Genomic DNA, 25,633 nt, shown 5'->3' on the forward strand with positions numbered 1-25,633 from the left:
CACTATTTAAAGACGTGATCACAAAATGCCGCTCTGCGGCGATTAGACACAAAAAACTGTCAAAAAACCGGGCCAAACCTGCGTGCGGATAGGTGACTCCTTGAAAAAAGGCGTTATGCATAAGGGGAACAAGCAATCACCTAGCACAACCTGAAAGGGTGTTCGCCATGGCTGACGTCAATCGCGGCAACCGTCCGCTGTCCCCGCACTTGCAGATTTACCGTCCGCAGCTCAACTCCGCGACCTCGATCCTGAACCGGATCACTGGCATCGCACTTCTCGGCGGGGCAGTCCTTGTCGTCTGGTGGCTGATGGCTGCCGCGACCAGCGAGGCCTATTTCAACTTCGTTGACGGGCTGATGACCTGCTTCGTCGGTGACGTCCTCATGACGCTCTGCGTTCTGGCGCTTTGGTACCACGCGCTGGCCGGTGTCCGCCATCTGGTCTGGGACATGGGCTATGGGCTCGACCCCGATGACAGCGACAAGATGGGCTGGGGCATCATCATCGGCAGTGTCGCGCTGACCTTCCTGACAATCATCGCAATCTGAGGGGCTGATCCATGGCACTTATGACCGACCGCAAACGCGTGATTGGCCTCGGATCGGCCAAATCGGGCACCGATCATTTCTGGAAGACCACCGTCACGGCAGTGGCGCTGCTGATCATCACCCCGATGTTCCTGTTCAGCTTCGGCCCCCTGTTGGGTGAGCCCTACGCCGATGTGCAGGCCGCCCTGTCGCGCCCATTCCCCGCCGTATCGGCTGCCCTGATGCTGATCGTCGGCTTCTACCACTTCCGCCTTGGGATCCAGATGGTGATCGAAGATTACATGCAGGGCTTGTCCCGCAAGATCGCGATTATCGTCATGGCTTGCATCAGCTACGGGCTGATGGCCTTCGGCCTCGTTTCGCTCGCCCAGATTGCGCTGTAATCCAGGGACAGGAGATCAAGACACATGACCGAGTCCTACGCACTCAATCATCATTCCTATGACGTCGTTGTCGTCGGTGCCGGGGGCTCTGGCCTGCGCGCGACGCTCGGGATGGCCGAACAGGGCCTCAAGACCGCCTGTATTTCCAAGGTGTTCCCGACCCGCAGCCACACCGTGGCCGCGCAGGGCGGCATCGCTGCTTCGCTGTCCAACATGGGCCCTGACCACTGGCAGTGGCACATGTATGACACCGTCAAGGGCTCCGATTGGCTCGGTGACACCGACGCGATGGAGTATCTGGCGCGCGAAGCGCCCAAGGCGGTGTATGAGCTAGAGCACTACGGCGTTCCCTTCTCCCGCACGGAAGAGGGCAAAATCTATCAGCGCCCCTTCGGCGGCCACACGACCGAATTCGGGGAAGGCCCCGCCGTGCAGCGCACCTGCGCCGCCGCGGACCGCACCGGCCACGCCATCCTGCACACGCTTTATGGCCAGTCGCTCAAGAACAACGCGGAATTCTACATCGAGTATTTCGCGACCGACCTGATCATGTCCGAGGACGGCCAGTGTCAGGGCGTCGTGGCCTGGAAGCTCGACGACGGCACGATGCATGTCTTCTCGGCCAAGATGGTGGTGCTGGCAACGGGCGGCTATGGCCGTGCCTATTTCTCCGCCACCTCCGCGCATACCTGCACCGGGGACGGCGGCGGTATGGTGGCCCGCGCGGGCCTGCCGCTTCAGGATATGGAGTTCGTGCAGTTCCACCCGACCGGCATCTATGGCTCCGGCTGCCTGATCACCGAAGGCGCGCGCGGCGAGGGCGGTTACCTGACGAACTCGGAAGGCGAGCGCTTCATGGAGCGTTATGCACCGCAGTACAAAGACCTCGCGCCGCGCGATTACGTGTCCCGCTCCATGACCATGGAAATCCGCGAAGGCCGTGGCGTGGGGGCCGAAGGCGACCATATCCACCTGAACCTTTCCCACCTGCCCGCCGAGGCACTGGCCGAACGCCTGCCCGGCATCTCGGAAAGCGCCAAGATCTTCGCCGGTGTCGATGTCACCAAGGAACCGATCCCGGTCATCCCGACGGTGCACTACAACATGGGCGGCATCCCCACGAACTACTGGGGCGAGGTGCTGAACCCGACCAAGAAAGACCCGACCGCCATCGTGCCCGGCCTGATGGCCGTGGGCGAGGCAGGCTGTGCCTCCGTTCACGGGGCCAACCGGCTTGGCTCCAACTCGCTCATCGACCTTGTGGTCTTTGGCCGCGCCGCCGCGATCCGCGCCGGTCAGGTGGTGGACGCGGACGCCCCTAACCCGGTGCTCAACAAGGCCAGCATCGACAAGGCGCTCGGCCGTTTCGATGGGCTGCGCTACGCCAATGGCGACACGCCCACGGCGGACCTGCGGCTGGAAATGCAGAAGACCATGCAGGCCGACGCCGCCGTCTTCCGCACCTCCAAGACGCTGTCCGAAGGCGTCGAGAAGATGACCGCCATCGCCGGCAAGATGGGTGACCTGAAGGTGACCGACCGCAGCATGGTCTGGAACAGCGACCTGATGGAAACGCTGGAACTGACCAACCTGATGCCGAACGCGCTTGCCACCATCGTCGGCGCAGAGGCCCGCCAGGAAAGCCGTGGTGCCCACGCGCATGAGGATTTCCCGGATCGCGACGACAAGAAATGGCGCGTCCACACGGTGTCCCGCATCGAGGGCAGCAGTGTCGGGCTGGAATACCGCCCGGTCATCACCGACCCGCTGACCACCGAAGACGAGGGCGGCATTTCGCTCAAGAAAATCGCGCCCAAGGCGCGGACGTTCTAAGGAGACGAGGACATGGTTCAATTCACGCTTCCCCGTAACTCCAAGATCATCACGGGCAAGACCTGGCCCAAGCCGGAAGGCGCCACCAATGTGCGCAAGTTCCAGATCTACCGCTGGAACCCCGATGACGGGAAAAACCCGCAGGTCGACACCTATTTCGTCGACATGGACACCTGCGGCCCGATGGTTCTGGACGCGCTGATCAAGATCAAGAACGAGATCGACCCGACGCTCACCTTCCGCCGGTCCTGCCGTGAAGGGATCTGCGGATCCTGCGCGATGAATATCGACGGGATCAACACGCTGGCCTGTATCTACGGCATGGACGAGATCAAGGGCGACGTGAAGATCTACCCGCTGCCGCACATGCCGGTGGTGAAGGACCTGATCCCGGACCTGACGCATTTCTATGCGCAGCACGCCAGCATCATGCCGTGGCTGGAAACCAAGACGCAGCGCCCCGAGAAGGAATGGCGCCAGTCGATTGAGGATCGCAAGAAGCTCGACGGTCTCTATGAGTGCGTGATGTGCGCGTCCTGTTCGACCTCCTGCCCCAGCTACTGGTGGAACGGCGACCGCTACCTCGGGCCGGCCGCGCTGCTGCATGCCTATCGCTGGCTCATCGACAGCCGTGACGAAGCGACCGGCGAGCGTCTGGACGAGCTTGAGGATCCCTTCAAGCTCTACCGCTGCCACACCATCATGAACTGCGCCAAGACCTGCCCCAAGGGTCTGAACCCGGCCAAGGCCATCGCGTCGATCAAGAAGATGATGGTCGAGCGCCAGCTCTGATCCCAAAGACATTCCGAAACCGGGCCGGTGACTTCCCCGTCGCCGGCCCGTTTCTTTTTGGGGCCCGCGCCAGGGGGATTTACTCCGCCCCGCGAATGCAGGACCATGCATCAGATCGGGTTCATGAGTGTCGGTTGTGATGATGCGTAACGAGGGCAAGGACGGTGGAAAGTGTGCGGGGCGTGTCCCTGTCATCCCGACCGCTGCGCTCGCGCATGGCGAGCGAGACCGCCCCGATCACTCCCGGACAAGCGTCATTTCACGCTTCCTCCCGACCACAGCCATTTCAAACCGCAGCCCCAAAGGGCCGCATCATTTCAGACCTCGTGAGAGCAATTTCGCTCGCGGACGGCACGAGCATCACCCCTCGCACCCTCTGTACCGAGAAAGGTTCCATCCCGATGAAGTTCCTGAAGAAAATTTTCGGCGGCGCGCAAAAGCCGAACCAGACAAAAGACACGGGCTCCGCGCATGCGCCTGAGCCCCTTGCCCTGCCAAGTCACGAGGTGATCCGGGGCAGGCTGGCCGAGGCGTTTGGCGTTCAGCCGATCCTCTTTCAGGAACTGGTGTCGGATGTCGTGCCGGTCGACATTCTGTGCTTTGCCCCCACGGGTACGCGTGACCACTGGGTCTTCGTGACCCTGGGCATGAGCAATGAACGCATGGCCGTGCCGGACAATTGCGACCCCGCGATCTGGGGCCGGGCCGAGCTGATGATCGGGCTGCATGCGGATTGGGGCGACAAAGTGGTCGAGATCATGCAGAAGCGCCGAAACGACGATGCCGCGACATGGTGGCCGATCAGGTTTCTCAAGCACTACGCGCGCTATCCCCACAGCGCCGGGGCGTTCGTGGCGGATGGTCACACGCTGTCCTCCCCGGACGGTGCGCCCTATTCCGGCGATACGGGAATGAGTGCCGCAATGGTCAGCTATCCGACGATCCTGCCGGATGAGGCCGTGCGCTTTGATCTGCCGAACGGGGACAAGGTGACCATCCTGGGGCTTGTCTATCTCTATCCGGCAGAGTTGGAGCACAAGGCCAATGTCGGGCTTGACACGTTCTGCCTCGATCTCGAAGAACAGGGCGTGTCCGAGGTGATCTACCCCGATCGCAGGCCCATGGTGGGGTGAAAGACGGGTGACCCGGGCTGACCGGTCCGCCCATCAATCTCAAGCACGTTGTTCGTCGCCCCTTGTCCCCAAGGCTGGCAGAGATATCCTGACCGGATCATGACCGATCTCGATGCCATCCTGCCGCCCTGGCTGCGCGAATATCTGCCTCAGGACCACCCGTTTCTGGTGGCGGGGCTGACGCTGCTGGCCATCTTCCTGTGGCTCAGGATCGGTGCGTTGCTGTTCGGATTGGCCCGGTCGCGCGGTGGCCCTCGTCATGGAGAATCCCTAGCCCCGGACAGCCCCACACGCGATTGCATCTGGGAACCCGATGCGCGCCCCGCCCCCTGGGGGCGCGCGCGCTGGCGCTGTGCTGCTTGCGGCGGGGTCGAGTTCACCGAAGGCGCCGATCCCCCGCACTTTTGCATGCGTAACCCGTAGCCACGCCCATGCCCCAGATCGCCGACAGCAAGATCATTGCCCTGTCCAATATGGATTAGGCGCGTTGGTCGGCCTTGCGGATGAGGCCACCGCAGTGCTGTGTCACCTACAGGTCAAAAGCCCGGCAACGACCTTGTCATGGTCGCGTGCGGGCAAGACAGGGGCGGCTGGCTGCCTAGGGTCAAAGGGTACTCCAGACCTTGAGCCTCCATGCACGAACGCCGAATACCCGAATGGCTGCGCCACGCTCCTGCGCCGGGCGTCAAGGGTTTTGCCACGCTCGCGGGGTGCGAGGCGGTGGCGCGCGGCATCCTGATCTCGGTGATGCCTCTGGCAATGCTGGAGACCCTGGGCAGCGCCAAATCGGTGTCAGAGGCCTATTTCATCGTCGGGCTGCTGTCGATGATCGCGGGTTTTCTTGTGCCCTGGCTGAACCGTTTCGTGCCGCGCCGCTGGCTTTATACCGGTGCTGCGCTGACCTTCTTCGCCGGTGCCGGGATCGGGGCCATTTCACCGGATTTCATCGTTGTAACTCTGGCCCTGACCACGGTGGCCGTCGCCACCCTCTTCGTTTGCTTCAACGCCTATGTTCTGGATTATATCGAACGGGTGGAGCTTGGGCGCAGCGAAACCCTGCGCATGTTCTATAGTGCCGCCGGCTGGACCGTGGGGCCGGTGGCGGGTGTCTACCTGATGGACTGGTGGCGTCCGGCGCCATTCCTGATTTCAGGTGTCGCAATCCTGGGGATGCTTGGAACTTTCCTTTACCTGCGCTTAGGCAATGGCAAGCTGATCCAGAAGGCCAAACGGCCCGCCACGAACCCGATTGCCTATCTGGGCCGCTTCGCGGCTCAGCCGAGACTGGTGGCGGGCTGGCTATTCGCTGTCATCCGGTCCTGTGGCTGGTGGGTTTATGTGGTCTACCTGCCGATTTTCGCGGTGAATGCGGGGCTGAGCGAGCAACTGGGCGGCGTCATGCTGTCGATGACCAACGGGTTGCTGTTCATCACGCCGCTGATGCTGCGCTGGATGCAGGGCCGGTCGGTGCGCCAGTCTGTGCGCACCGGATTTCTGGGGGCAGGGGTGTTGTCGGTCGCGGCTTTCGCTCTGGCAGGCTGGCCGTTGGCGGCCGTGGTGGCGTTGGCCTCGGTGTCTTTCTTTCTGATCCTGCTGGATGTCTGCGGGGGCTTGCCCTTCCTGATGGCGGTCAAACCCTCGGAACGGACGGAAATGTCGGCGGTCTATTCCAGCTTTCGCGATGTGTCGGGCATCCTGACACCCGGCGCGGCATGGCTTTTGTTGCTGGCGGCGCCGCTGTCATCCATATTCGCGCTCTCAGGTGGGGCGCTGCTAGCGGCCTGGATGCTGGCCGGGCGGATGCATCCGCGGCTTGGGTTGCGCCGTGTCCGGGTGCCGGTGCCGGAACCCGGACCGGTTATCGAGATGCCATTCGTCACGACGCGGGAAGGAGACGTCTGACCGGGCCTAGCCTGTCAGCCCCGCCAGCAATTCCGCCGCTGCCGCATCGGGCGAGGTATCGCCGCGGGCCACGGCTGCGCCAAGCTCTGCCATGCGCGCCCGCATCGCGGGATCACCCGTCAGCCGCGCCAGCAGGCCGGATCGCACCTCTTCCTCGAACCAGTGACGTGCCTGTTCCGCCCGCCGTTCCTGCCAGATGCCATGCTGCTTGCGCCAGTCGGCCAGCGCCTGCATCTCGTCCCATGCCCGTTCCAACCCGTCGCCCTCCACCGCTGAGACTGTCAGCGCCTTTGGGAAATCCTGTGGGTCGCGCGCGCGTTTGCGCAGCAGCCTTAGCGCCCCGGCATAGTCGGCACAGGTCCGCGTGGCTGTGGCCTTCAGATCGCCATCGGCCTTGTTGACCAGAATGAGGTCGGCAATCTCCATGATGCCACGTTTGACACCCTGCAATTCGTCACCGCCAGCCGGGGCCAGCAGCAGAACGAACAGGTCGCACATCTCGGCCACCATGGTCTCGGACTGGCCGACGCCCACGGTCTCCACAATGATCACGTCAAAACCGGCAGCCTCGCAAAGCGCTACGGCCTCTCTTGTGCGGCGCGATACGCCACCCAGATGAGACAGCGACGGCGAGGGCCGGATAAAGGCATTCTTCTGGCGGCTGAGCTGTTCCATCCGGGTCTTGTCGCCAAGGATCGACCCGCCGGAGCGGGTTGAACTGGGATCGACCGCGAGGACGGCGACCTTAAGCCCCTGTTTCACCAGCATCATGCCGAAGCTTTCGGTGAAGGTGGATTTGCCCACCCCCGGCGTGCCCGACAATCCGATCCGCAACGCCTGCCGCCCATGGCCCTGAAGCGTTTCCAGCAAGGCCGTCGCCTCAGCCCGATGATCTGCCCGCGTGCTTTCAACCAGCGTCACGGCGCGGGCCAATGCACGGCGTTCCCCGGCAAGGATGCGGTCGGTCAGATCGGCGGGCAGGCGGGTGTCGGTCATCAAACCATCGTCTATTGCGGCTAAGCTTGGAATAGGCGCCATGCAGTCCGGCGCGTGTTGCTGTTTGCCCCGCCCGGTGCCGCCTTGTCCACCCGGCGCGGCGTTATGCCATTGGGAAGAGGCGCGTGATCCGTCTGGTTTTGTTTTTGTTCCTGTTTCCGGCCAGTGCCTTTGCACAGGCGGATTGTACGGCGCGATACCAGATCAGGTTCGGCCCTTTGAGGGTGGCCGAGGCGATCCTGCAAGCGAATGAGACCGGCGACAGTTACGCAGCGGCGGGGCGCGTGACAAGTGCGGGCCTTGCCGGGGCGTTCCGGGAGATCCGTTTCGATCTGGCCAGCGAGGGGCTGATCGAGGCAGGCGGCTTGCGTCCTCTGGCCTATCGCGAAGACGTCGATACGGGCAGGCGGCTCAGCGAGGTGGCGCTTGGCTATGAAAACGGCATTCCGACGATCCTGCACGCCCTGTCTCTGACCGATCCGGGCCCTTGGGCGCTTGACCCCGCACGACAATCGGACACCATCGACCCGATGAGCGCCCTTTACATGATCGCCCGGCCACGCGGCTTTGATGCGCTCTGTGACTGGTCGATCCTCGTGTTCGATGGTGTCCGGCGCTCCTCGATCACGCTTGGCCCCGTGGTCTTGGGGGGCGAGGTGGCCCGCTGTGCCGGGGCCTATCGCCGGCTTGCGGGGTTCTCATCCGAGGATCTGGCCGAACGGCAGGTGTTTGCGTTCAACGCAGAGTTCTCGCAGATGGAAGACGGGGCGTGGCGGTTGACGCGGGTGGAAACTCAGACGCTTTATGGCCGGGTGCGCCTTTTACTTGTGGACTGACCCGATCCCCGTGACCCGCCTGCCCATTGACCCCATCCTGCCCGAGCTTGAGGCCGCCCTGCGCGACCATGGCCGTGCTGTCCTGCAAGCCCCGCCGGGGGCGGGCAAGACCACCCGCGTGCCGCTGGCCCTGCTGGAGGCGGGGATTGCACCGGGGCGCATCCTGATGCTGGAACCCCGCCGCCTGGCCGCGCGGGCCGCTGCCGAACGCATGGCCGAAACGTTGGGGGAACAGCCCGGCCAGACCATCGGCTATCGGGTGCGCGGTGAGAGCAAAGTGGGGCCTGACACGCAGGTGGAAGTTGTGACCGAAGGCATCCTGACGCGGATGTTGCAGGACGAGCCGGAACTGCCGGGTATCGGTGCGGTGATCTTCGATGAATTTCACGAACGCTCCCTCAATGCGGATCTGGGGCTTGCCCTGACATGGGAAGTGCGCGGCGCGCTGCGAGAGGATCTGCTGGTGCTTGTGATGTCCGCCACGTTGGACGCCGCACCGGTCGCCACCCTTCTTGACGATGCCCCGGTCGTGACCTCCGAAGGCAAGGCCTACCCGGTCAAGACCCGCTGGCGCGACGCCCCGCCCCGCAGGGAAGAGCGGTTCGAGCAAGCCATGGCGGGCCTCATCCGGCAGGCCCTGAGGGAAACGGATGGCGGTATTCTGGCCTTCCTGCCCGGTGAGGGCGAGATCCGTCGCACCGCCGCGCTGCTGGCGGATCTGCCGGGCAATGTGGTGATGCACCAGCTGTTCGGCGCCATGCCCCTGTCCGCGCAACGGGCAGCCCTCAGCCCCGAGCCGAAAGGGCGGCGCAAGCTGGTGCTGGCGACGTCGATTGCCGAAACCTCGCTGACCATCCCCGATATTCGCGTGGTGGTGGATGGGGGCTGCGCCCGCCGCGCCCGGTTCGATCCCTCCTCCGGTATGTCCCGGCTGGTGACCGAAGCGGTCAGCCGCGCCGAGGCGGATCAGCGCCGGGGCCGTGCTGGCCGGGTAGCAGAGGGCATTTGCTATCGCAACTGGACAAGGGGTGGCGAGGGGGCCTTGCCCGCCTTTCCCCCTGCCGAGATCGAGGCCGCCGACCTTGCGTCGCTGGCGCTCGATCTTGCGCTTTGGGGGGCGGGGGATGGGGCTGACCTTGCCTTTCTGACGCCTCCCCCGTCAGGGGCACTGGCAGAGGCACAGGCCCTGTTGCGGGGCCTTGGCGCGCTGACCGACGCGGGCCTTGTGACGGATCATGGCAAGGTTTTGTCGCGCATGCCGCTGCATCCGCGCCTCGCCCATATGCTGGCCATGGGCGGCAAGGGAACGGAGCGTCTGGCGGCCCTGCTGTCGGAACGCGATCCGCTGCGCAACCGGGGCACGGACCTCTCGTTGCGGTTGCGCGCGTTGGACAATCCCGGCGGGATGAATGCGGACCGGGGGGCGGTGACACGCATCAAGGAAGAGGCCAGACGCCTCGCCCGTTTCGCCAAGGGGCCACAACACAGCCTCGCCGAGCAGGCCGCGCTGGCCTATCCCGACCGCATCGGGCTGCGCCGCAGGGGCGATGCGCCCCGCTATATCCTGTCCGGCGGGAAAGGCGCGGTGATGCCCGATGGCGATGCACTGGCCGGGCAGCGGCTGATCGTGGCGACCGACCTCGATGGCAACCCACGCGAGGCGCGCATCCGTCAGGCGGTGGCACTCAGCGAGGGTGAGTTGCGCGGGCTTTATGCCGACCGGATCACCTGGGTGCAGCGTTGCGACTGGTCGCGCAGGGACCGGCGGGTGGTGGCGCGGCAAGAGGAGCGGTTCGGCGCGTTGATCCTTCAGGACCGGATCTGGAAGGATGCCCCGCCCGAGGCGATCACAACCGCCCTGATTGCCGGTCTAAGGGATCTCGGTCTCGATGTTCTGAACTGGTCAAAATCGGCGACACTCCTGCGGGCCAGACTGCGGGTCTCCGGTCTTGTCGATGTCTCGGACGCGGCCCTTATGGACGGGTTGGAAACCTGGCTCGCCCCCTTCCTGACCGATCAAAGCAGCGCCGCCGATCTCAAACGGCTGGACCCGACCGAGGCGCTTAAGTCCCTTCTTGACTGGGATCAGCAGCAGGCGCTTGACCGGCTCGCCCCCGCGCATTGGGTTACGCCCATGGGCCGCAAGGCTGCGATTGATTACTCTGGCGATGCGCCTGAAGTGGCCCTGCGCCTGCAAGAGGTCTTCGGCACCACGACCCATCCGACCATTGGGCAGGACCGCCAGCCTTTGCGCATGACGTTGCTGTCGCCCGCAGGTCGCCCGGTGCAGACCACGACCGATCTGCCCGGCTTCTGGGCGGGCAGCTATGCCGATGTGCGCAAGGACATGCGCGCTCGCTATCCCAAGCATCCCTGGCCCGAGGATCCCGCGCAGGCGGACCCGACGCTACGGGCCAAGCCACGCAAAGCATGAATTCTGCGCCAACGCCGCCAAGCGGGGGGTGAAGGGGGGGCGTCCCCCCTCACGGGCGGGCGAAGGCCCCCAAAGGGGGTCTGAGACCGGTCGTTCCCGGATCGACGCCGAAGGCGGCGAAATCTCTATCCAATCCGCAGCGCCCCGTCCGACATGACCGGCAACCCGGCCTGGCGCGCGGCGGGCAGGGCGCTTGGATGCACCCTCTCGGACCGGTCCAGCCCGATCCGCCGCTTGTGACGCAGCACGAAGATCCGGCTCCAGCCGCGCATGGTCCCGACCGAGGGCGCACCGGGATCGGTCAGGTAGCGGCTGCGCCAGTGGGGCGGCAGGGGCAGACCGCAATGTTCCGCCTCTCCCAGCATCCAGGCCAGCGGGATATTCGCCAGCGGTCGTGCCGCCTGCCAGTCGCCAAGCTGGCCGCCCACATCCCCATGGGTGCCGCGAAACCACATCTGGATCACGTCGCCCTCACGCCCCTCGGGCAGGGTCCACATTACGGGCGCATAGACATCGCGGGTTTCGTCCATTGCCAGCGCGTGGCGCCCGTGGCGGGTCGAGGCCCCCAACTCATGGCTGTGAAATTCATGCGTCTGCGGGGCCAACCGCCAAAGCAAAGGCCAGCGCAGCCCAAGCGCGCGCACCGTATCATAAACGCCCACCATCTCGATCCGCACCCGGTCATGACACCGAGAGGCGCGGAAGGCGCGCGCCTGCTGGCTGTCCGGGGCCTCCTGATAAAGGCAATAGAGCCGCTCCAGCGCGTCTTCGCTGATCTGCGCGGGCCGCAGCAGGCCCAGCTTGTCGATGAGCCCTGCAAGCGATCTGACAGCGAAGGCCCCGCGCGAATAGCCCATCAGGAAGATGCGGTCGCCGGGGTGATAGTTGCGGGCCAGGAACAGATAGGCACGCTTGATCTGGCGGTTGATCCCGACCCCGGCCAGCACCTCGACCGAGCGTTTGACGCCGCGCCACTGGATGCCGGGCTCGTAATACAGCATCACATTGGCCGATTGGGGCAGTTCGGACAGCAGCCGGTAGGTCAGGCCGACATTGGTCTCCTGGCCCCGGCGCAGGGTGGACATGGTGCCATCGAGCAGCACCACATGGGTACAGGCGGGCCGGACATCCGGCAGGCGTGGTTCCTCGTTGCGAAACCCGCGCCAGAAAGACCATTTACCCCTGATCGGTGCCACTGCTCCCCTTCGCCTCCTCGATCATCTGCCAGACACGATGCGGTGTGAACGGCATATCCGCAACCCTGACCCCCACGGGCCAAAGCGCATCCTGAACCGCGTTCGCCACCGCCGCCATCGCGCCAATGGTCCCCGCCTCGCCACAGCCTTTCATGCCGAGCATGTTGGTGTGCGTTTCCGTGGGCTCCGAGTGGAAGTCGAAAAACGGGAAATCGCCCGCGCGCGGCATACCGTAATCCATGAAACTGGCGGTCAGCAGCTGCCCGTTTTCATCGAAGACCACCCGTTCGTTCATCGCCTGCCCGGCCCCCTGCGCAATGCCGCCATGGATCTGCCCCTCGACCAGCATCGGGTTCATGAGGTTGCCCAGATCGTCCGTCACCGTATAGCGCTCGATGGTTAACAAACCGGTTTCGGGGTCGATCTCCACCTCTGCGATGTGGCAGCCATTGGGGAAGGACCGTCCCGCGTTGCGGATTTCCTTCTGGGCCACCAGCAGGTCGGCGCGGCCCTCTGCCTCGGCCCGTTCGGCCAGTTCCATCAGCCCCACGACCGTATTCGACCCCGGCGCGCGGAACACTGCCTCCTCCGGGTCGAACCGGGCCCCTTCCGCACCGATCACCTCTTCGGCAAAGGGCATAAGCCCATCCAGCAGCACGTCCGAGGTGGCGTAGATGGCCGAGCCCTGAACCGTGACCGACCGAGACCCGCCAGTGCCACCCCCCTTGGCGATCTGGTCGCTGTCGCCTTGCACGATCTCGATCTGATCCAGATCGAGCCCCAACCGGTCGCGCAGCAGCTGTTTGTAGACTGTCTCATGCCCCTGTCCACGTAGCTTGCCCTTCGCGGCACTTTCGGCCCGGCGCGCGTCGAACCCGGCGGTGTCGGCCTCCCGCGCCGCCCGGTCCATCGCCCGCGCGAAATCGCCCGAATCGTAAAGCTCGCCCGCCGCGGTTTTGTAGGGCATCTGGCCGGGAGCAATGAACGCCCGGCGGCGCAGCTCCATCGGGTCCACCCCCAGAACCCGCGCCGCATGGTCCATGGCACGTTCCAGCACATAGATCGCCTCTGGCCGTCCGGCCCCTCGATAGGCATCAACCTGCGTCGTATTGGTGAACACCGCCTTGTTGTTCATGTAGGCCGCCTGCACATCGTAGACGCCGGGAAAGACGTGGGAAAACAGGCGGCTCTGGATGATTTGGGCGAAGCCCGACACATAGGCCCCCACGTTCGAGACCGTGTGTAGGCGATATCCTGTCAGCTTGAAATTGGCGTCAAACGCCAGTTCCGCCGTGCAGGTCAGGTCGCGCCCGCCATTGTCCGACAGCATCGATTCCGTTCGGTCGGCCATCCAGCGCACGGGCTGGCGCAATTCCCGCGCCGCGAAGGATAGAAGGAAATGTTCCGGGTAGCGCATGGTTTTCATGCCAAACGCACCGCCCACGTCGGGCGTGGTCACCAGAACGTCCTCAGGGTCCATCCCCAACCACGCGGTGATCTCGGCCTTCTTGGTCCAGACCCCTTGCCCGTTCTCGCAGACATGCAACCGCTCGCCCTGCATCTCGGCAGTGATGGCGCGCGGCTCCATGCTGGCGCACATGATCCGGTTGTCCTCGACCGTGACGGCGACCACATGAGCCGCGTCCGCCAGCGCCCTATCTGCGGCCTCTTTGTCACCAGCCCCCCAGGAATAGCAGAGGTTTCCGGGCGCTTCGGGGTGGATTTCCGGTCCACCAAGGGCCACGTCGAGCTTCGGCTCCAACTCGTCGAAATCGAGCACGACCAGTTCCGCCGCATCCCGCGCGGCGGCCATGGTCTCGGCCACGATGAACACCACGGGTTCGCCCACGAAGCGTACCCGGCCTTCGGCAAGGATCGGGCGGCGCGGGGCGGCGGCCTTGCCCCCGTCTTCGGTGTCGATCACCGTGAAGGGGATGGAATTGGCCAGCCCCGCCGCCGCCAGATCCGCCGCCGTCACCACAAGATGCACGCCGGACATATCCCGCGCCGCGCTCACCTCCAGTTCCGTGATTTCCGCATGGGCCACCGGGCTGCGCAGCAGGTAGCAGTGCAGCGCCCCCTCCGGCGCGATGTCGTCCACGTAACGCCCTTGCCCGGTCAGGAACCGCTGGTCCTCTTCCCGCGTCACCGACTGGCTGCTTCCGAATTTCATGATCCGCTCCGACTTGCCTCGCCTTCATAGGTATCAAGCCCGCGCGAACTGTCCAGCCCACGCGATTTCACCGCAATTCCCGTTCCCGTGGCCTTGGCCTTTCACCCGATAGAGGATAAGTCACCTTCAAGCTAAAAACATGGGACATGCAGGCGATGGAAAAGACCTTTAACGCCGCCGAGGCCGAACCGAAGATCCTGGCGAAATGGGACGAGACGAACGCCTTTGCCGCTGGTGCCAATGCCAGCCGGGATGAGACCTTCTGCATCATGATCCCGCCGCCCAATGTGACCGGCAGCCTGCATATGGGTCATGCCTTCAACAACACGTTGCAGGATATCCTTGTGCGCTGGCACCGGATGCGCGGGTTTGACACGCTCTGGCAGCCCGGCACCGACCATGCGGGCATCGCCACGCAGATGGTGACCGAACGAGAGATGGCGGCGAATGGTGAGCCGTCGCGCCGCGAAATGGGGCGTGAGAAATTCCTCGACCGCGTCTGGCAGCAGAAGGTCAATTCGCGCGGCACCATCATCGGGCAGTTGAAGCGCCTCGGTGCCTCCTGCGACTGGTCGCGCGAGGCCTTCACCATGGGCGGCGCCGAAGGCGACCCGGATCGCGGCAACCACGCCAATTTCCACGATGCCGTCATCAAGGTCTTCGTGGAGATGTACAACAAGGGCTTCATCTATCGCGGCAAGCGGCTGGTGAACTGGGACCCGCATTTCGAGACCGCGATTTCCGATCTGGAGGTCGAGCAGGTCGAGGTGAACGGCAAGATGTGGCGCCTGCGCTACAAGCTCGATGGCGGCGAGACCTATGAGCATCCGATTGAGTTCGACGAGGAAGGCAACCCGACCGACTGGGAAACCCGCGATTACCTGACCGTCGCCACGACGCGCCCCGAAACGATGCTGGGCGATACCGGCGTGGCCGTCCACCCCGAGGACCGGCGCTATGCCCACCTCATTGGCAAGACCGTCACGCTGCCGATCTGTGGCCGCTCCATTCCCATCGTGGCCGACGAGTACGCCGACCCGGACAAGGGCACCGGTGCCGTGAAGATCACGCCCGCCCATGACTTCAACGACATGGAAGTCGGCAAACGGACGGGGCTGAAAGCTATCAACATCATGACCACCCGCGCGGCGATGTTCCTGCGCGGCAATGACGATTTCGCAGAGGGCTGCCCGGCCGACATGATCGGCGCGGCCATCGAACGTTACGACGGCATGGATCGTTACGAGGCGCGTGATGCCATCGTGACCGAAGCACGCGACAATGGCTGGCTCGACGGGATCGACGAAGACAAGCACATGGTGCCCCATGGCGACCGGTCGAAGGTTGCGATTGAGCCCTACCTGACCGACCAGTGGTTCGTGGATGCCGCCAAGATCGTCGGCCCCGCTTTGGACGCCGTCCGGCAGGGCATGGCCGCGCAGGAGGCCGGGGAATTCGACGAAACCGCAGGCTACACCCGTATCCTGCCGGAACGCGACGCCAAGACTTATTACCACTGGCTGGAAAATATCGAGCCCTGGTGCATCAGCCGCCAGCTATGGTGGGGGCACCAGATTCCGGTTTGGTATGACGAGGACGGCAACGAATACTGCGCCGCAACCGAGGACGAGGCGATTGTCATGTCGGGCGGCAAGGCGCTGACCCGGGATGAGGACGTGCTGGACACCTGGTTCTCTTCCGGCCTCTGGCCCATCGGCACGCTCGGCTGGCCCGAGGAAACCGACGCCTATGCCAAGTATTTCCCGACCTCGACGCTCATCACCGGCTTCGACATCATCTTCTTCTGGGTCGCCCGGATGATGATGATGCAGCTTGCCGTGGTCGACCAGATCCCCTTCCACACGGTCTATGTCCATGCCCTCGTGAGGGACGAGAAGGGCAAGAAGATGTCCAAGTCCCTGGGCAATGTGCTGGACCCGCTGGAACTGATTGACGAATACGGCGCCGATGCGGTGCGCTTCACGCTCGCCTCCATGGCCGCCATGGGCCGCGACCTGAAGCTTTCGACGAGCCGCATCGCGGGCTACCGCAACTTCGCCACCAAGATTTGGAACGCCGCCCGCTTTGCCGAGATGAACGAGTGCAAGCCGGTGCCGGGCTTCGACCCTGCTGCTGTCACCCAAACCGTCAACCGCTGGATCGTGGGCGAGATCGCCCGCGCCCGCGTGGCCCACGACGCGGCGCTCGATGCCTACCGGTTCAACGATGCGGCGAACGGGCTTTACGCCACCGTTTGGGGCAAGGTCTGCGACTGGTACCTGGAATTTGCGAAGCCGCTCTTCGCTTCCGGCGACGAAGCCGTGATCGCGGAAACCCGCGCCACCATGGCCTGGGTCATCGACCAATGCCTGGTAATGCTGCACCCCACCATGCCCTTCGTCACCGAAGAGCTGTGGGGCCAGATCACTAAGCGCGAGAAGCTGCTGGTCCACACCGACTGGCCGACCTATGGCGAGGAACTGGTGGATGCCGAGGCCGACCGCGAGATGAACTGGGTCATCGGCCTGATCGAAGCCATCCGGTCCGTCCGCGCGCAGATGCATGTGCCCGCCGGATTGAAAGTGCCGCTGTTGCAGGCAGAGCTGGACGTCAAGGGGCAAGCCGCGTGGAACCGCAACGAAGCGATGATCCTGCGGCTGGCTCGGGTTGTCGGCGTCGAAGCGGTGGACGCGCTGCCAAAGGGCGCCGTCACCATCGCCGTGGACGGCGCGGTCTTTGGCCTACCGATTGCCGACATCATCGACGTGGACGAGGAAAAGGCGCGGCTGGAAAAGGTGCTTGGCAAGCTCGCCAAGGAACTGGGCGGGCTGCGCGGGCGGCTGAACAACCCGAAATTCGCCGAAAGCGCCCCGGCAGAAGTGGTCGAGGAAACCCGCGACAACCTTGCTGCGCGTGAAGAGGAAGAGGCCAAGATCAAGGACGCGCTTGCGCGTCTGGCAGAGATCGGCTAACTGCCCGCCCTTCTGTTACAACCAGCGACGCGCGGGAAACCCTTGCGCGTCGCTTCGCTTTTGGGTTCTTCTCTTGCCATGATCGGTCCACGCTACACATCGCTCGTCCAGAGCCTGCCCGCCTCCGTCCCCTTTGTGGGCCCCGAAACCCAGGAACGGGCCCGCGGCGAGGCTTTTCGCGCGCGGCTTGGGGCCAATGAAAGCGTTTTCGGTCCATCTCCCAAGGCCAAGGCAGCCATCGCCGAAGCCGTGAAAGAGGCGTGGATGTATGGCGACCCGGAATCCTACGATCTGCGCGCAGCGCTTGCGGCCCATCATGGTGTGGGCATGGAAAACATCGTGGTGGGTGAAGGGATCGACGGCCTGCTTGGCTATCTGGTTCGTCTGCTGGTCAAGCCTGGCGATGCGGTGGTCACTTCGGACGGGGCCTACCCGACCTTCAACTACCACGTGGCCGGGTTCGGCGGCGAGCTTCACAAGGTGCCCTATGCCGATGACCATGAAGACCCGCTGTCGCTGATCGTAAAAGCTCATGAAACGCGCGCCAAGCTGCTCTATTTCGCCAATCCCGACAATCCCATGGGCAGTTGGCATGATGCGGCCACGGTTCAGCACCTGATCAATTCGGCACCCGAAGGCTGCCTTCTGGTTCTGGACGAGGCCTATTGTGACAGTGCTCCTGCCGATGCGATCCCGCCGCTTGATGCCAGCGACACCCGCGTGATTCGCATGCGCACCTTCTCCAAGGCTTACGGCCTTGCGGGCATGCGCGTGGGCTATGCAATCGCAGAGGCCGGGCTGATCACCGCCTTCAACAAGATCCGCAACCATTTCGGCATGAGCCGCGTGTCGCAGGCCGCCGCGCTGGCGGCGTTGGAGGACCAGGATTACCTGCGTGAAACGGTGACCCGGATTGCGAACTCCCGCGACCAGATCGGCCGGATCGCAAGGGACAACGGGCTGACACCGCTACCGTCCGCAACCAATTTCGTGGCCATCGACTGCGGTCGCGACGGGGATTTTGCCCGGTCCGTGCTTCAGGGGCTGGTGGCGCGAGGCATCTTCGTGCGTATGCCGTTCACGTCCCCACAGGATCGCTGCATCCGCGTGAGTTGCGGGCGCGACGAAGATCTTGCCGCATTCGCCGAGTGTCTTCCCGCCGCGTTGGACGAGGCGCGCGGCTAAGAAAAATCTTCCGGAAGATTTTTCAGGTCAGCAAAATTCTTCCAGAAGAATTTTGTGCAGGCCGGAAGAATTTTCAGAAAATTCTTCTAAACCTTCGCGATAACCTCTGCAGCCGCATCGAGCCCTCCTGGCCCATTTGGAATGCGCAAAGCCGTCATTCCAGCCTGAAGCGATCCGAGCACACCCATCACCATATGGGCGTTCACATGCCCCATATGGCCGATGCGAAAGATGCCATTGGCGTCTTCTTCCGGTGCGCCAAGCGGAATGCCAAGCGTGATCCCCGCCTGCTGCTCCAGCCAGTGGCGCAGGCGCGTGCCCGCCACGCCCCCCATGCGAACCGTCGTCACCGCGTGTGAACGTTCTGCCGGGCCAGTGATATTCAGCTCGATATCGGTGCCCGTTCCCCATGCCTCGAACGCGGCCCAGACAGCCCCTGCCAGCACCTTGTGGCGGTGCCAGACTGCCTCTAGCCCTTCTTCGTGCAGGATCATGTCCAAAGCCTCGCGCAGCCCGTACAGGTGATGCGTCGGCGCGGTGCCGCAGAAATGCTGGTAGTAGAGTGCGGGGTTCGCACGCGGGCGCCAATCCCAATAGGGCGTCACGAGGTCAGCCGTTTCGCGGGCGGCATCCGCCTTGTCGTTGAAAAAGACGAAGGACATGCCCGGCGGCACCATCAGCCCTTTCTGGCAGCCCGTCACCATCACATCGACACCCCAGTCATCCATGTGGAACTCATCCACTGCCAGGCAGGCGATATTGTCGGAAAACAGCAGCGCCGGGTGGCCGGTCTCATCCAGCACGCGACGCAGGCCGGGGATGTCGTTCTTCACGGAAGAGGCCGTATCGACCTGAACCGCCAGAACCGCTTTGATCTTGTGGCCCGTATCGGCGCGCAGAGCCTCTGCCACGCGGTCCAGATCCACCGCCGCGCGGAAGCCGAAATCGATGATCTCGGTCTCGATCCCCAATCCGCGCGCCATCTCACCCCAGCCAAGGCAGAACCGCCCGGTGCCCAGGATCAGGATTCTGTCGCCCCGTGAGAGGGTGTTGCACAGCGCCGCTTCCCACGCGCCATGGCCGTTGGCGATATAAATCGCCACCTCATGCCGGGTCCGCGCCACCTGCTTGAGATCCGCAACGATGGTTGCGGTCATGTCCACCAACTGCCCTGTATAGATGTTGGGCGCAGGACGGTGCATCGCCTGAAGCACGCGGTCGGGCATGACGGAGGGGCCGGGAATGGCAAGGTAATGACGACCGTTGGCGAGGCTCATTTCGGGACCTTTCGAGAGGGCATGTGAAAGCGGTAGCCCTCCCCGCAGGCGGGGTCAATCGGTGCCGTGATAGCGCCGTGCAAGCCGCTCCGGATCGGCCCCCAACCGGTAGCGCAGCAGCGTGCCGAGGTTGCGCGCCCCGCGCCTCATCCAGCCCTCCGCCTCGTATCGCGCTGCCGATGTCCGTGCCTCCACCGGCAGCATCACAAGCCGGTCTTTCAGGGCGCGCGCGATCGCCACATCTTCCATAAGCGGCTGGTCCGGGTAGCCGCCGACCCGGTCGTAGTGCGCCCGCGACAGCAGCAGCCCCTGATCGCCATAAGGCAAGCCAAGCGCCCGCGTCCGCCAGTTGGCCCACCTCGCCACACGCCGTGCGGCGCTCGCCTCGCTGCGGAAGGCAAGGCGGAAACAGGCCGCGCGGTCGGGGTTGCGGTTCATATGGGTCAGAACCGCCTCGCCCCATCCGGGGGCCAGATGCGTGTCGGCATGCAGAAACAGCAGCCACGGGGCTGACGCCGCCTGCGCCCCGCGCGCCAGTTGCCCGCCCCGGCTGGCCGGGCCGCTGATCCAGACCGCGCCCAGTTCCCTCGCGGCCTCGTGCGTTTCATCCTTGGACCCGCCGTCAGAGATCACCAGTTCGCGCACCAACCCCATCTCGACGCCTTCCATCAGCGCTGCAGTGGTCGCCGCCAGCAAAGGTGCTGCGTTCAGGGTGGGGATGATGATGGACAGCGGCGCAGGCATCTTGCGAAAGCCCATGGTTCAGGACGGTCTGCCGTCCTATATGACGGGGAAGACGCGAAAGGAAACGTGGATGACCGGCGAAAAGGCAAAGAATCGCACTGTATTGCGGATCGCGGGCAAGGATGCGCATCACTTCTTGCACGGGTTGGTGACGCATGACGCCCGGCCCGGTGCACTCGTCTATTCCGCGCTTCTGTCTCCCCAAGGCAAGTTTCTGGCCGATTTCTTTCTGCTCGACCGGGGCGAGGATATCCTGCTCGATGTGGCCGGTGACCTTGCGCCGGGGCTGTTTCGGCGTCTCTCGATGTACAAGCTGCGTGCAGCCGTGACGATCGACGACAGCGGCTTGCCAGTGGCCCGTGGCCTTGGCGAGGTTCCGGACGGGGCCTTTGCCGACCCACGCCACGAGGCGCTCGGCTGGCGAGCCTATGGGGTGGAAGGCAGCGCGCCGCAGATCGACTGGGACGCGATCCGCGTGGCGCATTGCATCCCCGAGACCGGCATCGAGCTGATCCCCGAGGACAGCTATATTTTGGAAGCGGGTTACGACCGGCTGCGCGGGGTCGATCACCGCAAGGGCTGCTATGTGGGCCAAGAGGTCACCGCGCGGATGAAGCATAAGACCACCTTGCGCAAGGGTCTGGTCACGGTGGAGATCGACGGGGCAGCCCCGGTCGGCACCCCGATCACAGCGGGGGACAAACCGGCGGGCACGCTCTTTACCCAATCGGGCGGGCAGGCCATCGCCTATCTGCGGTTTGAGCGGGCAAAGGGTGACATGGTGGCGGGCGACGCGACCATTCGCTGGTCAGAGCCGGGTCAGAACGACGCCTGAGACGATCAGCACGGCGGCGATGATCTTGCCCCGGTCCATCTTGTCGCCAAAGAGCAGCCAGCCAAGCAAAACGGCGAAAAGGATTGATGTTTCCCGAAGCGCCGCGACCAGCGCCAGCGGTGCCACCGTCATGGCCCAGACCGCAATCGCATAGGCCGCAAAGCTCGCCGCCGCGGCGATCAGCCCCATGATCCAGTCCCGCCTGCTGGCCCGGATCACCTCGACCCCGCGCAGGGCAATCGCGGCGGGGGTGTAGAACAGCGCCGACAGCATCATCAGCCAGCCCACATATTGCAGCGGATCGCCTGCCACCCGCGCGCCCAACCCGTCGGCCAGCGTATAGCCCGCCGTGGCCATGGCGGAGCCGAAGGCATAGGGCAGCAGTCGCCGCGACTCGCCGTTTGTGAAGACCCCGCGCGCCATGAAGGCGATGCCCAGACCAAGGACCAGCACGCCCACATAATCCATGACCCCCATCGGGTCGGAAAGGAACAGCACGCTGACGACCAACACCATCATCGGGGCGGCCCCGCGTGCCAGCGGATAGACGCGGCTCAGGTCGCCCTGTTCATAGGCGAATGCCAGGAACAGCTGATAGGCCATATGGATCAGGCCGGATGCCAGCAGCCAAGGCCAGGCCTCTGCCACGGGGAACGGCTTGGCCAGGGCCACACAAAAGCCGATCGCCGCATGTCCCACCGACAGCAGGAACATCGAGGTCTGTTTCGACAGCCCCGTCTTGATGATGGCGTTCCAGCCCGCATGCAGCAAGGCCGCACCCAGGACCGCCAGAAGAACCGTGAAGGACATGTCGTGCTGCCTCGGCGAATGTAACGGTTATGTGACACAAGCCGCAGGCGAATGGAAAACCCAAAAGGCAGGTCAGCGGGCGTTCTCGGTCTCCGCCGTGCCGGTAAGTGGGGCCGGCGTGCCATACGCGTTCAGCCCCTCCATCCCCTTGGGCGTCAATGCATAAACACCCTTCTCCACCTTCTCGAACCAGCCATAGTGGTCGTCGCGCATCAATGTCGTGGCCCGGTCCACCCCGGTGGCGGCCTTCACATCGCGGCCAGGTGAGGGCCCATGCTTAGCCAGATGGGCCGCACAGCGCAGCGCGTCCTGCCGGTAGGCGGTGACCAGTCCCACCCGCGTCGCCCCGCCGCTATTCGGGTCGCCCACGCGCCGCGAGAACTCCCGCAGCAGGCGCTGGCGTTTCGGTTTGGAGATACGCGGTTCATAGGGCCCCGGGTCGCAATGCGCCTCGACGAAGCCATCGCTCAGCCGCACCGTTAGCAGGCCAAGCCCCAACCGGCGGCACAAGGCCGTGTTTTCCTTCAATGCCTTCTGAAACCCGCGCCCGGTGCCGCGCGGCACCGCCAGATAGACCAGATCGGCCAGTGCCAGCCGCGCCACCCCCTGATGGAAGAGCGCCAGCGAGAAACGGGTCTTCAGCTCCACGATCACCGGGTCTTCACCCGGACGCAAGGCCACCACATCCGCGGCCCCGACCTCGGATTTCACTTCGTAGCCTTGCCCTTCCAGAAAGGCCTTCACCGGCGGGTAGAGATCGGTTTCCTTCACCATGGCGGCAGGCTATGACGGGAAACAGGGAAAGTCATCCCGGGCGGGGATGAATCGCTTGACACTGCCCGTGCAGCGCCGTATCCACCCGCCAGATTTGTAGGGGCGCTGACCGGCTCAGCGCCCTTGTCCGTTTCTGAGACCGAGGATAAGCACATGTCGCGCGTCTGCGAATTGACCGGAAAAGGCCCAATGTCTGGCAACAATGTCAGCCATGCCAACAACAAGACCAAGCGTCGGTTTCTTCCGAACCTGAACGACGTGACCCTCGGGTCCGAGGCGCTTGACCGCAGCTTCAAGCTGCGCATTTCGGCAGCGGCCCTGCGCTCCGTCGATCACCGTGGTGGTCTGGATGCGTTCCTGGCCAAAGCGAAAGACGAAGAGCTTTCGCCCAAAGCGCTGAAAATCAAGAAAGATATCGCGAAGGCCCAGGCAGAAGCCTGATCTTCCCCGATCCTTTCGGCAAATTCTCGCGGCCTCCGGCATTTGCTCGGGGGCCGCGTCCTTTTTGCGCTTTGCAAGCGTTGCGCCCCGTGCCTATTTAAGCGTCATGAACCGTCTGCTGAATCCCGCAACCGCATTGCTGCTTGCTCTGATGCTTGCCATGACCTCGGTCAGCATGGCCGTGGCGCGTGGTGGGATGTCGATGACGGGGTCGATGATTCTCTGCATCGACGCTGACCAGCAGGTCGTGCCCCTTGGCCCCGATGGCGAGCCGATGGAAACGACCCATGCCTGCCCCGATTGCACCATCGGCACATTGGCCCTGACGGAACCGCAACCGCTGGACGCGCCGGAATGGCACATGGCGCAGCTCTGTGTCCGTCCCTTTGCGCTGAACATTCACGAAACCACCGTGCAAGGCGGGCAGGGGCGCGGCCCCCCATCCCTGATCTGATCCCGAATTTCCCTATTCCAATCAGATCAAGGAGACGACCGATGTCGTTCAAATCCACCCTTCTCGCGGGCGTTGCTGCCCTGTCCTTCGCCCTTCCCGCCTTTGCCGATGGCATCATGATTCACGACCCCTATGCCCGCGCCTCTGCGATGATGTCGCAATCGGGCGCGGCCTTCATGGAGATCATGAACCAGACCGACACCGACGACCGGCTGATCGACGCCCGGTCCGACGTGGCTGAACGGGTCGAGCTGCACACGCATCAGGAAGACGCAAATGGCGTGATGCGAATGATCCACGTAGAGGAAGGCTTCGCCATTCCCGCCGGTGGCAGCCACGCCCTGGCGCGCGGCGGCGACCACGTGATGTTCCTCGGCCTCAACCAGCCCTTCGAACATGGCGAAGAAATCGAGGTGACGCTGGTCTTCGAACAGGCCGGTGAAATGACCGTGACCATCCCGATTGATCTGGAGCGCAACCCGATGCGCCAGCAGATGCAGGGTCATGGCCAGATGAACCACGGCAACATGGGCAACGCCGCTTCCGACTAAGCCCCGGGACAGGGCCGCGACGGTGCTGTCCCTCCCATAGCGGCCCTTGGCGGCGCGCCGCAGGTTCCATCCGGCGCGCCGTCCCAATTGAAACCCTATTGCATCAGCGCAATCGCGGCAGCCTGCGCCTCGGCATATCCTGCAAGACTGACCGAATGGGCAGAGCCGTCTGGAAAGACCGTGCCACCCGAAATGAACTCGGCCGATGTGTCGGGACCGGCATAGGTCAGCAAGACCTCTTGGGCGCCGAAACCCTCGCCCTCCCGTATCATGCCATCGCCGGGGACATGCCCGCGTCGCGTATAGGCAAAGTAGCCGAACGGATTGACGAAAACGATCAGCCCATAGCGATCCTCGACGGCGCAATCGCGCGGATAAGACCAGCTGCCGGTGCCCGCAGGCGTACACAGAACGCGCCAGTCGTCATGCACCGAGATCACGCGATAGGGGGTCAGGTCATAGCTTTCCAGACCGGCCTGCGCATGGACTGCCGGGCCTTGGGCGGTGAATAGCAGGCAAAGAGCGAGGATGGAGTGGCGGCGCTGCACGGGAAATCCTTTCCGCATGTAATTATGTGTCAATCATACACTATATTAAGTGCGCAATCAAACCACCTCACCGGCTTGTGAACGGGCCTCTATGCCAGCATCTCAACCACCCACTTCGGCACGGCCTCGGTGGCTTGCCCCGCGATCACCCGGTCGAACAGGCCCGGCACCCGCGATGGCTCCAGGTTGATTTCCAGCGTCTCTGCCCCTGCCGCCTGCGCCTCCTGCACGAAACCGGCGGCGGGATAGACCTCGCCCGAGGTGCCGATGGACACAAACAGATCCGCCTGCCACAGCGCGTCTGCGATTGCGTCCATGTGATAGGGAATCTCTCCGAACCAGACGATATCGGGGCGTGTGCGCGGCGCGGCGCAGGCGGGGCAGGGGGCGTCAGGGTCCATCGCCCGTGGCGCGGGCCAGCGATGATCACAAGCGGCACAAAGCGCCCCGGCAAGCGCCCCATGCATATGCAGTACATTGCGGCTGCCCGCCCGTTCATGCAGATCATCGACGTTCTGCGTGACGATCAGAACCTCGCCCGCCCACTCCCGTTCCAGCCGGGCCAGCGCATCATGCGCAGCATTGGGGCTGGCATCCAGCGCATTGGCACGACGGGCGTTGTAGAACTCATGCACCAGCCGGGGATTGCGGGCAAAGCCCTCGGGCGTGGCGACCTCGTTCAAATCGTAGCGCGTCCACAGTCCATCCTTGTCGCGAAAGGTGCCAAGACCGCTTTCAGCGGAAATCCCGGCGCCGGTCAGGATGACAATGCGTTCCATTCAGCCCCCTTCCATGGCATCAAGGGGCCGCAAC

24 protein-coding genes are annotated in these 25,633 nt (G+C 64.1%); 15 read left to right on the forward strand and 9 right to left on the reverse strand.

Features of this window, described 5'->3' with window-relative positions; translation table 11 throughout:
- Positions 1-167: 167 nt before the first annotated feature.
- The 7 genes from sdhC to ACOOEX_RS01985 all read left to right on the forward strand — a co-directional run bounded on the left by sdhC (position 168) and on the right by ACOOEX_RS01985 (position 6,594).
- Positions 168-551 (forward strand): succinate dehydrogenase, cytochrome b556 subunit, encoded by a 384-nt coding sequence (sdhC, locus tag ACOOEX_RS01955; RefSeq protein WP_071690949.1) that lies wholly within the window; start codon positions 168-170, stop codon positions 549-551.
- Positions 552-562: 11 nt separating this feature from the next.
- Complete coding sequence (gene sdhD / locus ACOOEX_RS01960; protein ID WP_071690950.1) at positions 563-934, forward strand: succinate dehydrogenase, hydrophobic membrane anchor protein; 372 nt, start codon at positions 563-565, stop codon at positions 932-934.
- Positions 935-958: 24 nt separating this feature from the next.
- Positions 959-2,767 (forward strand): succinate dehydrogenase flavoprotein subunit, encoded by a 1,809-nt coding sequence (gene sdhA, locus ACOOEX_RS01965; RefSeq protein ID WP_420396889.1) that lies wholly within the window; start codon positions 959-961, stop codon positions 2,765-2,767.
- A gap of 12 nt (positions 2,768-2,779) precedes the next feature.
- Complete coding sequence (locus ACOOEX_RS01970; RefSeq protein ID WP_071690952.1) at positions 2,780-3,559, forward strand: succinate dehydrogenase iron-sulfur subunit; 780 nt, start codon at positions 2,780-2,782, stop codon at positions 3,557-3,559.
- 401 nt (positions 3,560-3,960) lie between these two features.
- Positions 3,961-4,692: a suppressor of fused domain protein gene (locus ACOOEX_RS01975; RefSeq protein WP_420396890.1), complete on the forward strand. Its 732-nt coding sequence runs from the start codon at positions 3,961-3,963 to the stop codon at positions 4,690-4,692.
- Between the two features lie 99 nt (positions 4,693-4,791).
- Entirely contained in the window at positions 4,792-5,115 is a 324-nt protein-coding gene (locus tag ACOOEX_RS01980) for a hypothetical protein (protein ID WP_420396891.1), read from the forward strand.
- Between the two features lie 210 nt (positions 5,116-5,325).
- Positions 5,326-6,594, forward strand: coding sequence for an MFS transporter (locus tag ACOOEX_RS01985; RefSeq protein WP_420396892.1), 1,269 nt, complete (start codon positions 5,326-5,328; stop codon positions 6,592-6,594).
- A 6-nt stretch (positions 6,595-6,600) separates the two neighbouring features.
- Here the strand turns inward: ACOOEX_RS01985 and meaB are convergent, their stop codons facing one another.
- Positions 6,601-7,590, reverse strand: a complete 990-nt coding sequence (meaB, locus tag ACOOEX_RS01990) for a methylmalonyl Co-A mutase-associated GTPase MeaB (protein ID WP_420396893.1) — start codon at positions 7,588-7,590, stop codon at positions 6,601-6,603.
- 125 nt (positions 7,591-7,715) lie between these two features.
- Between meaB and ACOOEX_RS01995 the strand changes: the two genes are divergently transcribed.
- Together ACOOEX_RS01995 and hrpB are read left to right on the forward strand one after the other, a co-directional pair.
- Positions 7,716-8,426, forward strand: a complete 711-nt coding sequence (locus ACOOEX_RS01995; protein ID WP_420396894.1) for a DUF3108 domain-containing protein — start codon at positions 7,716-7,718, stop codon at positions 8,424-8,426.
- Positions 8,395-10,860, forward strand: a complete 2,466-nt coding sequence (hrpB, locus tag ACOOEX_RS02000) for an ATP-dependent helicase HrpB (RefSeq protein ID WP_420396895.1) — start codon at positions 8,395-8,397, stop codon at positions 10,858-10,860. Before ACOOEX_RS01995 ends, hrpB begins: the two co-directional genes overlap by 32 nt.
- A 125-nt stretch (positions 10,861-10,985) precedes the next feature.
- Here hrpB and ACOOEX_RS02005 read toward each other — a convergent pair whose 3' ends face one another.
- Both ACOOEX_RS02005 and ACOOEX_RS02010 read right to left on the reverse strand, forming a co-directional pair.
- Complete coding sequence (locus ACOOEX_RS02005) at positions 10,986-12,056, reverse strand: DUF2235 domain-containing protein (RefSeq protein ID WP_420396896.1); 1,071 nt, start codon at positions 12,054-12,056, stop codon at positions 10,986-10,988.
- A complete protein-coding gene (locus tag ACOOEX_RS02010; RefSeq protein ID WP_420396897.1) occupies positions 12,037-14,229 on the reverse strand; it encodes a xanthine dehydrogenase family protein molybdopterin-binding subunit in 2,193 nt (730 codons plus the stop codon). The genes ACOOEX_RS02005 and ACOOEX_RS02010 overlap by 20 nt, the downstream gene beginning before the upstream one ends.
- 155 nt (positions 14,230-14,384) lie before the next feature.
- Here ACOOEX_RS02010 and ACOOEX_RS02015 point away from each other — a divergent pair, with 155 nt between their 5' ends.
- Positions 14,385-17,201 (forward strand): valine--tRNA ligase, encoded by a 2,817-nt coding sequence (locus ACOOEX_RS02015; protein WP_420396898.1) that lies wholly within the window; start codon positions 14,385-14,387, stop codon positions 17,199-17,201.
- 78 nt (positions 17,202-17,279) lie between these two features.
- Positions 17,280-18,386 (forward strand): pyridoxal phosphate-dependent aminotransferase, encoded by a 1,107-nt coding sequence (locus ACOOEX_RS02020; RefSeq protein WP_420396899.1) that lies wholly within the window; start codon positions 17,280-17,282, stop codon positions 18,384-18,386.
- 86 nt (positions 18,387-18,472) lie between these two features.
- Here ACOOEX_RS02020 and ACOOEX_RS02025 read toward each other — a convergent pair whose 3' ends face one another.
- Positions 18,473-19,663 carry a pyridoxal-phosphate-dependent aminotransferase family protein gene (locus tag ACOOEX_RS02025; protein ID WP_420396900.1) on the reverse strand — a complete coding sequence of 397 codons (1,191 nt, stop codon included), beginning with the start codon at positions 19,661-19,663 and terminating at the stop codon, positions 18,473-18,475.
- A 54-nt stretch (positions 19,664-19,717) separates the two neighbouring features.
- Positions 19,718-20,407, reverse strand: coding sequence for a TIGR04283 family arsenosugar biosynthesis glycosyltransferase (locus tag ACOOEX_RS02030; RefSeq protein ID WP_420396901.1), 690 nt, complete (start codon positions 20,405-20,407; stop codon positions 19,718-19,720).
- Positions 20,408-20,477: 70 nt separating this feature from the next.
- On the opposite strand from ACOOEX_RS02030, the gene ACOOEX_RS02035 reads away from it, so the two are divergent.
- On the forward strand, positions 20,478-21,242 hold the full coding sequence (locus ACOOEX_RS02035) for a YgfZ/GcvT domain-containing protein (protein ID WP_420396902.1): 765 nt from the start codon (positions 20,478-20,480) through the stop codon (positions 21,240-21,242).
- On the opposite strand, the gene ACOOEX_RS02040 is transcribed toward ACOOEX_RS02035, so the two are convergent.
- Both ACOOEX_RS02040 and ACOOEX_RS02045 read right to left on the reverse strand, forming a co-directional pair.
- The gene (locus tag ACOOEX_RS02040) at positions 21,216-22,052 is read right to left on the reverse strand and encodes an EamA family transporter (protein ID WP_420396903.1); all 837 of its coding nucleotides are present in this window, start codon (positions 22,050-22,052) and stop codon (positions 21,216-21,218) included. The genes ACOOEX_RS02035 and ACOOEX_RS02040 overlap by 27 nt on opposite strands.
- A 72-nt stretch (positions 22,053-22,124) precedes the next feature.
- On the reverse strand, positions 22,125-22,826 hold the full coding sequence (locus tag ACOOEX_RS02045) for a DUF2161 domain-containing phosphodiesterase (protein ID WP_420396904.1): 702 nt from the start codon (positions 22,824-22,826) through the stop codon (positions 22,125-22,127).
- Positions 22,827-22,979: 153 nt separating this feature from the next.
- Between ACOOEX_RS02045 and rpmB the strand changes: the two genes are divergently transcribed.
- The 3 genes from rpmB (at position 22,980) to ACOOEX_RS02060 (ending at position 24,272) form a co-directional block, all read left to right on the forward strand.
- The gene (gene rpmB, locus ACOOEX_RS02050) at positions 22,980-23,267 is read left to right on the forward strand and encodes a 50S ribosomal protein L28 (protein ID WP_071690964.1); all 288 of its coding nucleotides are present in this window, start codon (positions 22,980-22,982) and stop codon (positions 23,265-23,267) included.
- 106 nt (positions 23,268-23,373) lie between these two features.
- On the forward strand, positions 23,374-23,721 hold the full coding sequence (locus ACOOEX_RS02055; protein WP_420396905.1) for a hypothetical protein: 348 nt from the start codon (positions 23,374-23,376) through the stop codon (positions 23,719-23,721).
- A gap of 41 nt (positions 23,722-23,762) precedes the next feature.
- Positions 23,763-24,272, forward strand: a complete 510-nt coding sequence (locus tag ACOOEX_RS02060; RefSeq protein WP_420396906.1) for a copper chaperone PCu(A)C — start codon at positions 23,763-23,765, stop codon at positions 24,270-24,272.
- A 95-nt stretch (positions 24,273-24,367) separates the two neighbouring features.
- Here the strand turns inward: ACOOEX_RS02060 and ACOOEX_RS02065 are convergent, their stop codons facing one another.
- Positions 24,368-24,820 (reverse strand): hypothetical protein, encoded by a 453-nt coding sequence (locus ACOOEX_RS02065; protein WP_420396907.1) that lies wholly within the window; start codon positions 24,818-24,820, stop codon positions 24,368-24,370.
- An 89-nt stretch (positions 24,821-24,909) separates the two neighbouring features.
- Positions 24,910-25,599, reverse strand: coding sequence for an NAD-dependent deacylase (locus tag ACOOEX_RS02070; RefSeq protein ID WP_420396908.1), 690 nt, complete (start codon positions 25,597-25,599; stop codon positions 24,910-24,912).
- Positions 25,600-25,633: the final 34 nt, after the last annotated feature.

Origin of the sequence: Nioella sp. (genome assembly GCF_965215655.1) — a bacterium.
Lineage (GTDB): Bacteria > Pseudomonadota > Alphaproteobacteria > Rhodobacterales > Rhodobacteraceae > Nioella.

What these genes read in the sequence shown, in the direction of transcription:
- ACOOEX_RS01985 (WP_420396892.1), top strand. Translation starts at nt 5,326, where the DNA reads ATGCACGAACGCCGAATACCCGAATGGCTGCGCCACGCTCCTGCGCCG.
- ACOOEX_RS02010 (WP_420396897.1), bottom strand. Translation starts at nt 14,229, where the DNA reads ATGAAATTCGGAAGCAGCCAGTCGGTGACGCGGGAAGAGGACCAGCGG.
- meaB (WP_420396893.1), bottom strand. Translation starts at nt 7,590, where the DNA reads ATGACCGACACCCGCCTGCCCGCCGATCTGACCGACCGCATCCTTGCC.
- ACOOEX_RS02030 (WP_420396901.1), bottom strand. Translation starts at nt 20,407, where the DNA reads ATGCCTGCGCCGCTGTCCATCATCATCCCCACCCTGAACGCAGCACCT.
- ACOOEX_RS02060 (WP_420396906.1), top strand. Translation starts at nt 23,763, where the DNA reads ATGTCGTTCAAATCCACCCTTCTCGCGGGCGTTGCTGCCCTGTCCTTC.
- sdhC (WP_071690949.1), top strand. Translation starts at nt 168, where the DNA reads ATGGCTGACGTCAATCGCGGCAACCGTCCGCTGTCCCCGCACTTGCAG.
- ACOOEX_RS01980 (WP_420396891.1), top strand. Translation starts at nt 4,792, where the DNA reads ATGACCGATCTCGATGCCATCCTGCCGCCCTGGCTGCGCGAATATCTG.
- sdhA (WP_420396889.1), top strand. Translation starts at nt 959, where the DNA reads ATGACCGAGTCCTACGCACTCAATCATCATTCCTATGACGTCGTTGTC.
- ACOOEX_RS02020 (WP_420396899.1), top strand. Translation starts at nt 17,280, where the DNA reads ATGATCGGTCCACGCTACACATCGCTCGTCCAGAGCCTGCCCGCCTCC.
- ACOOEX_RS02045 (WP_420396904.1), bottom strand. Translation starts at nt 22,826, where the DNA reads ATGGTGAAGGAAACCGATCTCTACCCGCCGGTGAAGGCCTTTCTGGAA.
- ACOOEX_RS02035 (WP_420396902.1), top strand. Translation starts at nt 20,478, where the DNA reads ATGACCGGCGAAAAGGCAAAGAATCGCACTGTATTGCGGATCGCGGGC.
- ACOOEX_RS02040 (WP_420396903.1), bottom strand. Translation starts at nt 22,052, where the DNA reads ATGTCCTTCACGGTTCTTCTGGCGGTCCTGGGTGCGGCCTTGCTGCAT.
- ACOOEX_RS01970 (WP_071690952.1), top strand. Translation starts at nt 2,780, where the DNA reads ATGGTTCAATTCACGCTTCCCCGTAACTCCAAGATCATCACGGGCAAG.
- rpmB (WP_071690964.1), top strand. Translation starts at nt 22,980, where the DNA reads ATGTCGCGCGTCTGCGAATTGACCGGAAAAGGCCCAATGTCTGGCAAC.
- ACOOEX_RS02070 (WP_420396908.1), bottom strand. Translation starts at nt 25,599, where the DNA reads ATGGAACGCATTGTCATCCTGACCGGCGCCGGGATTTCCGCTGAAAGC.
- ACOOEX_RS01975 (WP_420396890.1), top strand. Translation starts at nt 3,961, where the DNA reads ATGAAGTTCCTGAAGAAAATTTTCGGCGGCGCGCAAAAGCCGAACCAG.
- ACOOEX_RS02025 (WP_420396900.1), bottom strand. Translation starts at nt 19,663, where the DNA reads ATGAGCCTCGCCAACGGTCGTCATTACCTTGCCATTCCCGGCCCCTCC.
- ACOOEX_RS02055 (WP_420396905.1), top strand. Translation starts at nt 23,374, where the DNA reads ATGAACCGTCTGCTGAATCCCGCAACCGCATTGCTGCTTGCTCTGATG.
- hrpB (WP_420396895.1), top strand. Translation starts at nt 8,395, where the DNA reads ATGGCCGGGTGCGCCTTTTACTTGTGGACTGACCCGATCCCCGTGACC.
- ACOOEX_RS02015 (WP_420396898.1), top strand. Translation starts at nt 14,385, where the DNA reads ATGGAAAAGACCTTTAACGCCGCCGAGGCCGAACCGAAGATCCTGGCG.
- sdhD (WP_071690950.1), top strand. Translation starts at nt 563, where the DNA reads ATGGCACTTATGACCGACCGCAAACGCGTGATTGGCCTCGGATCGGCC.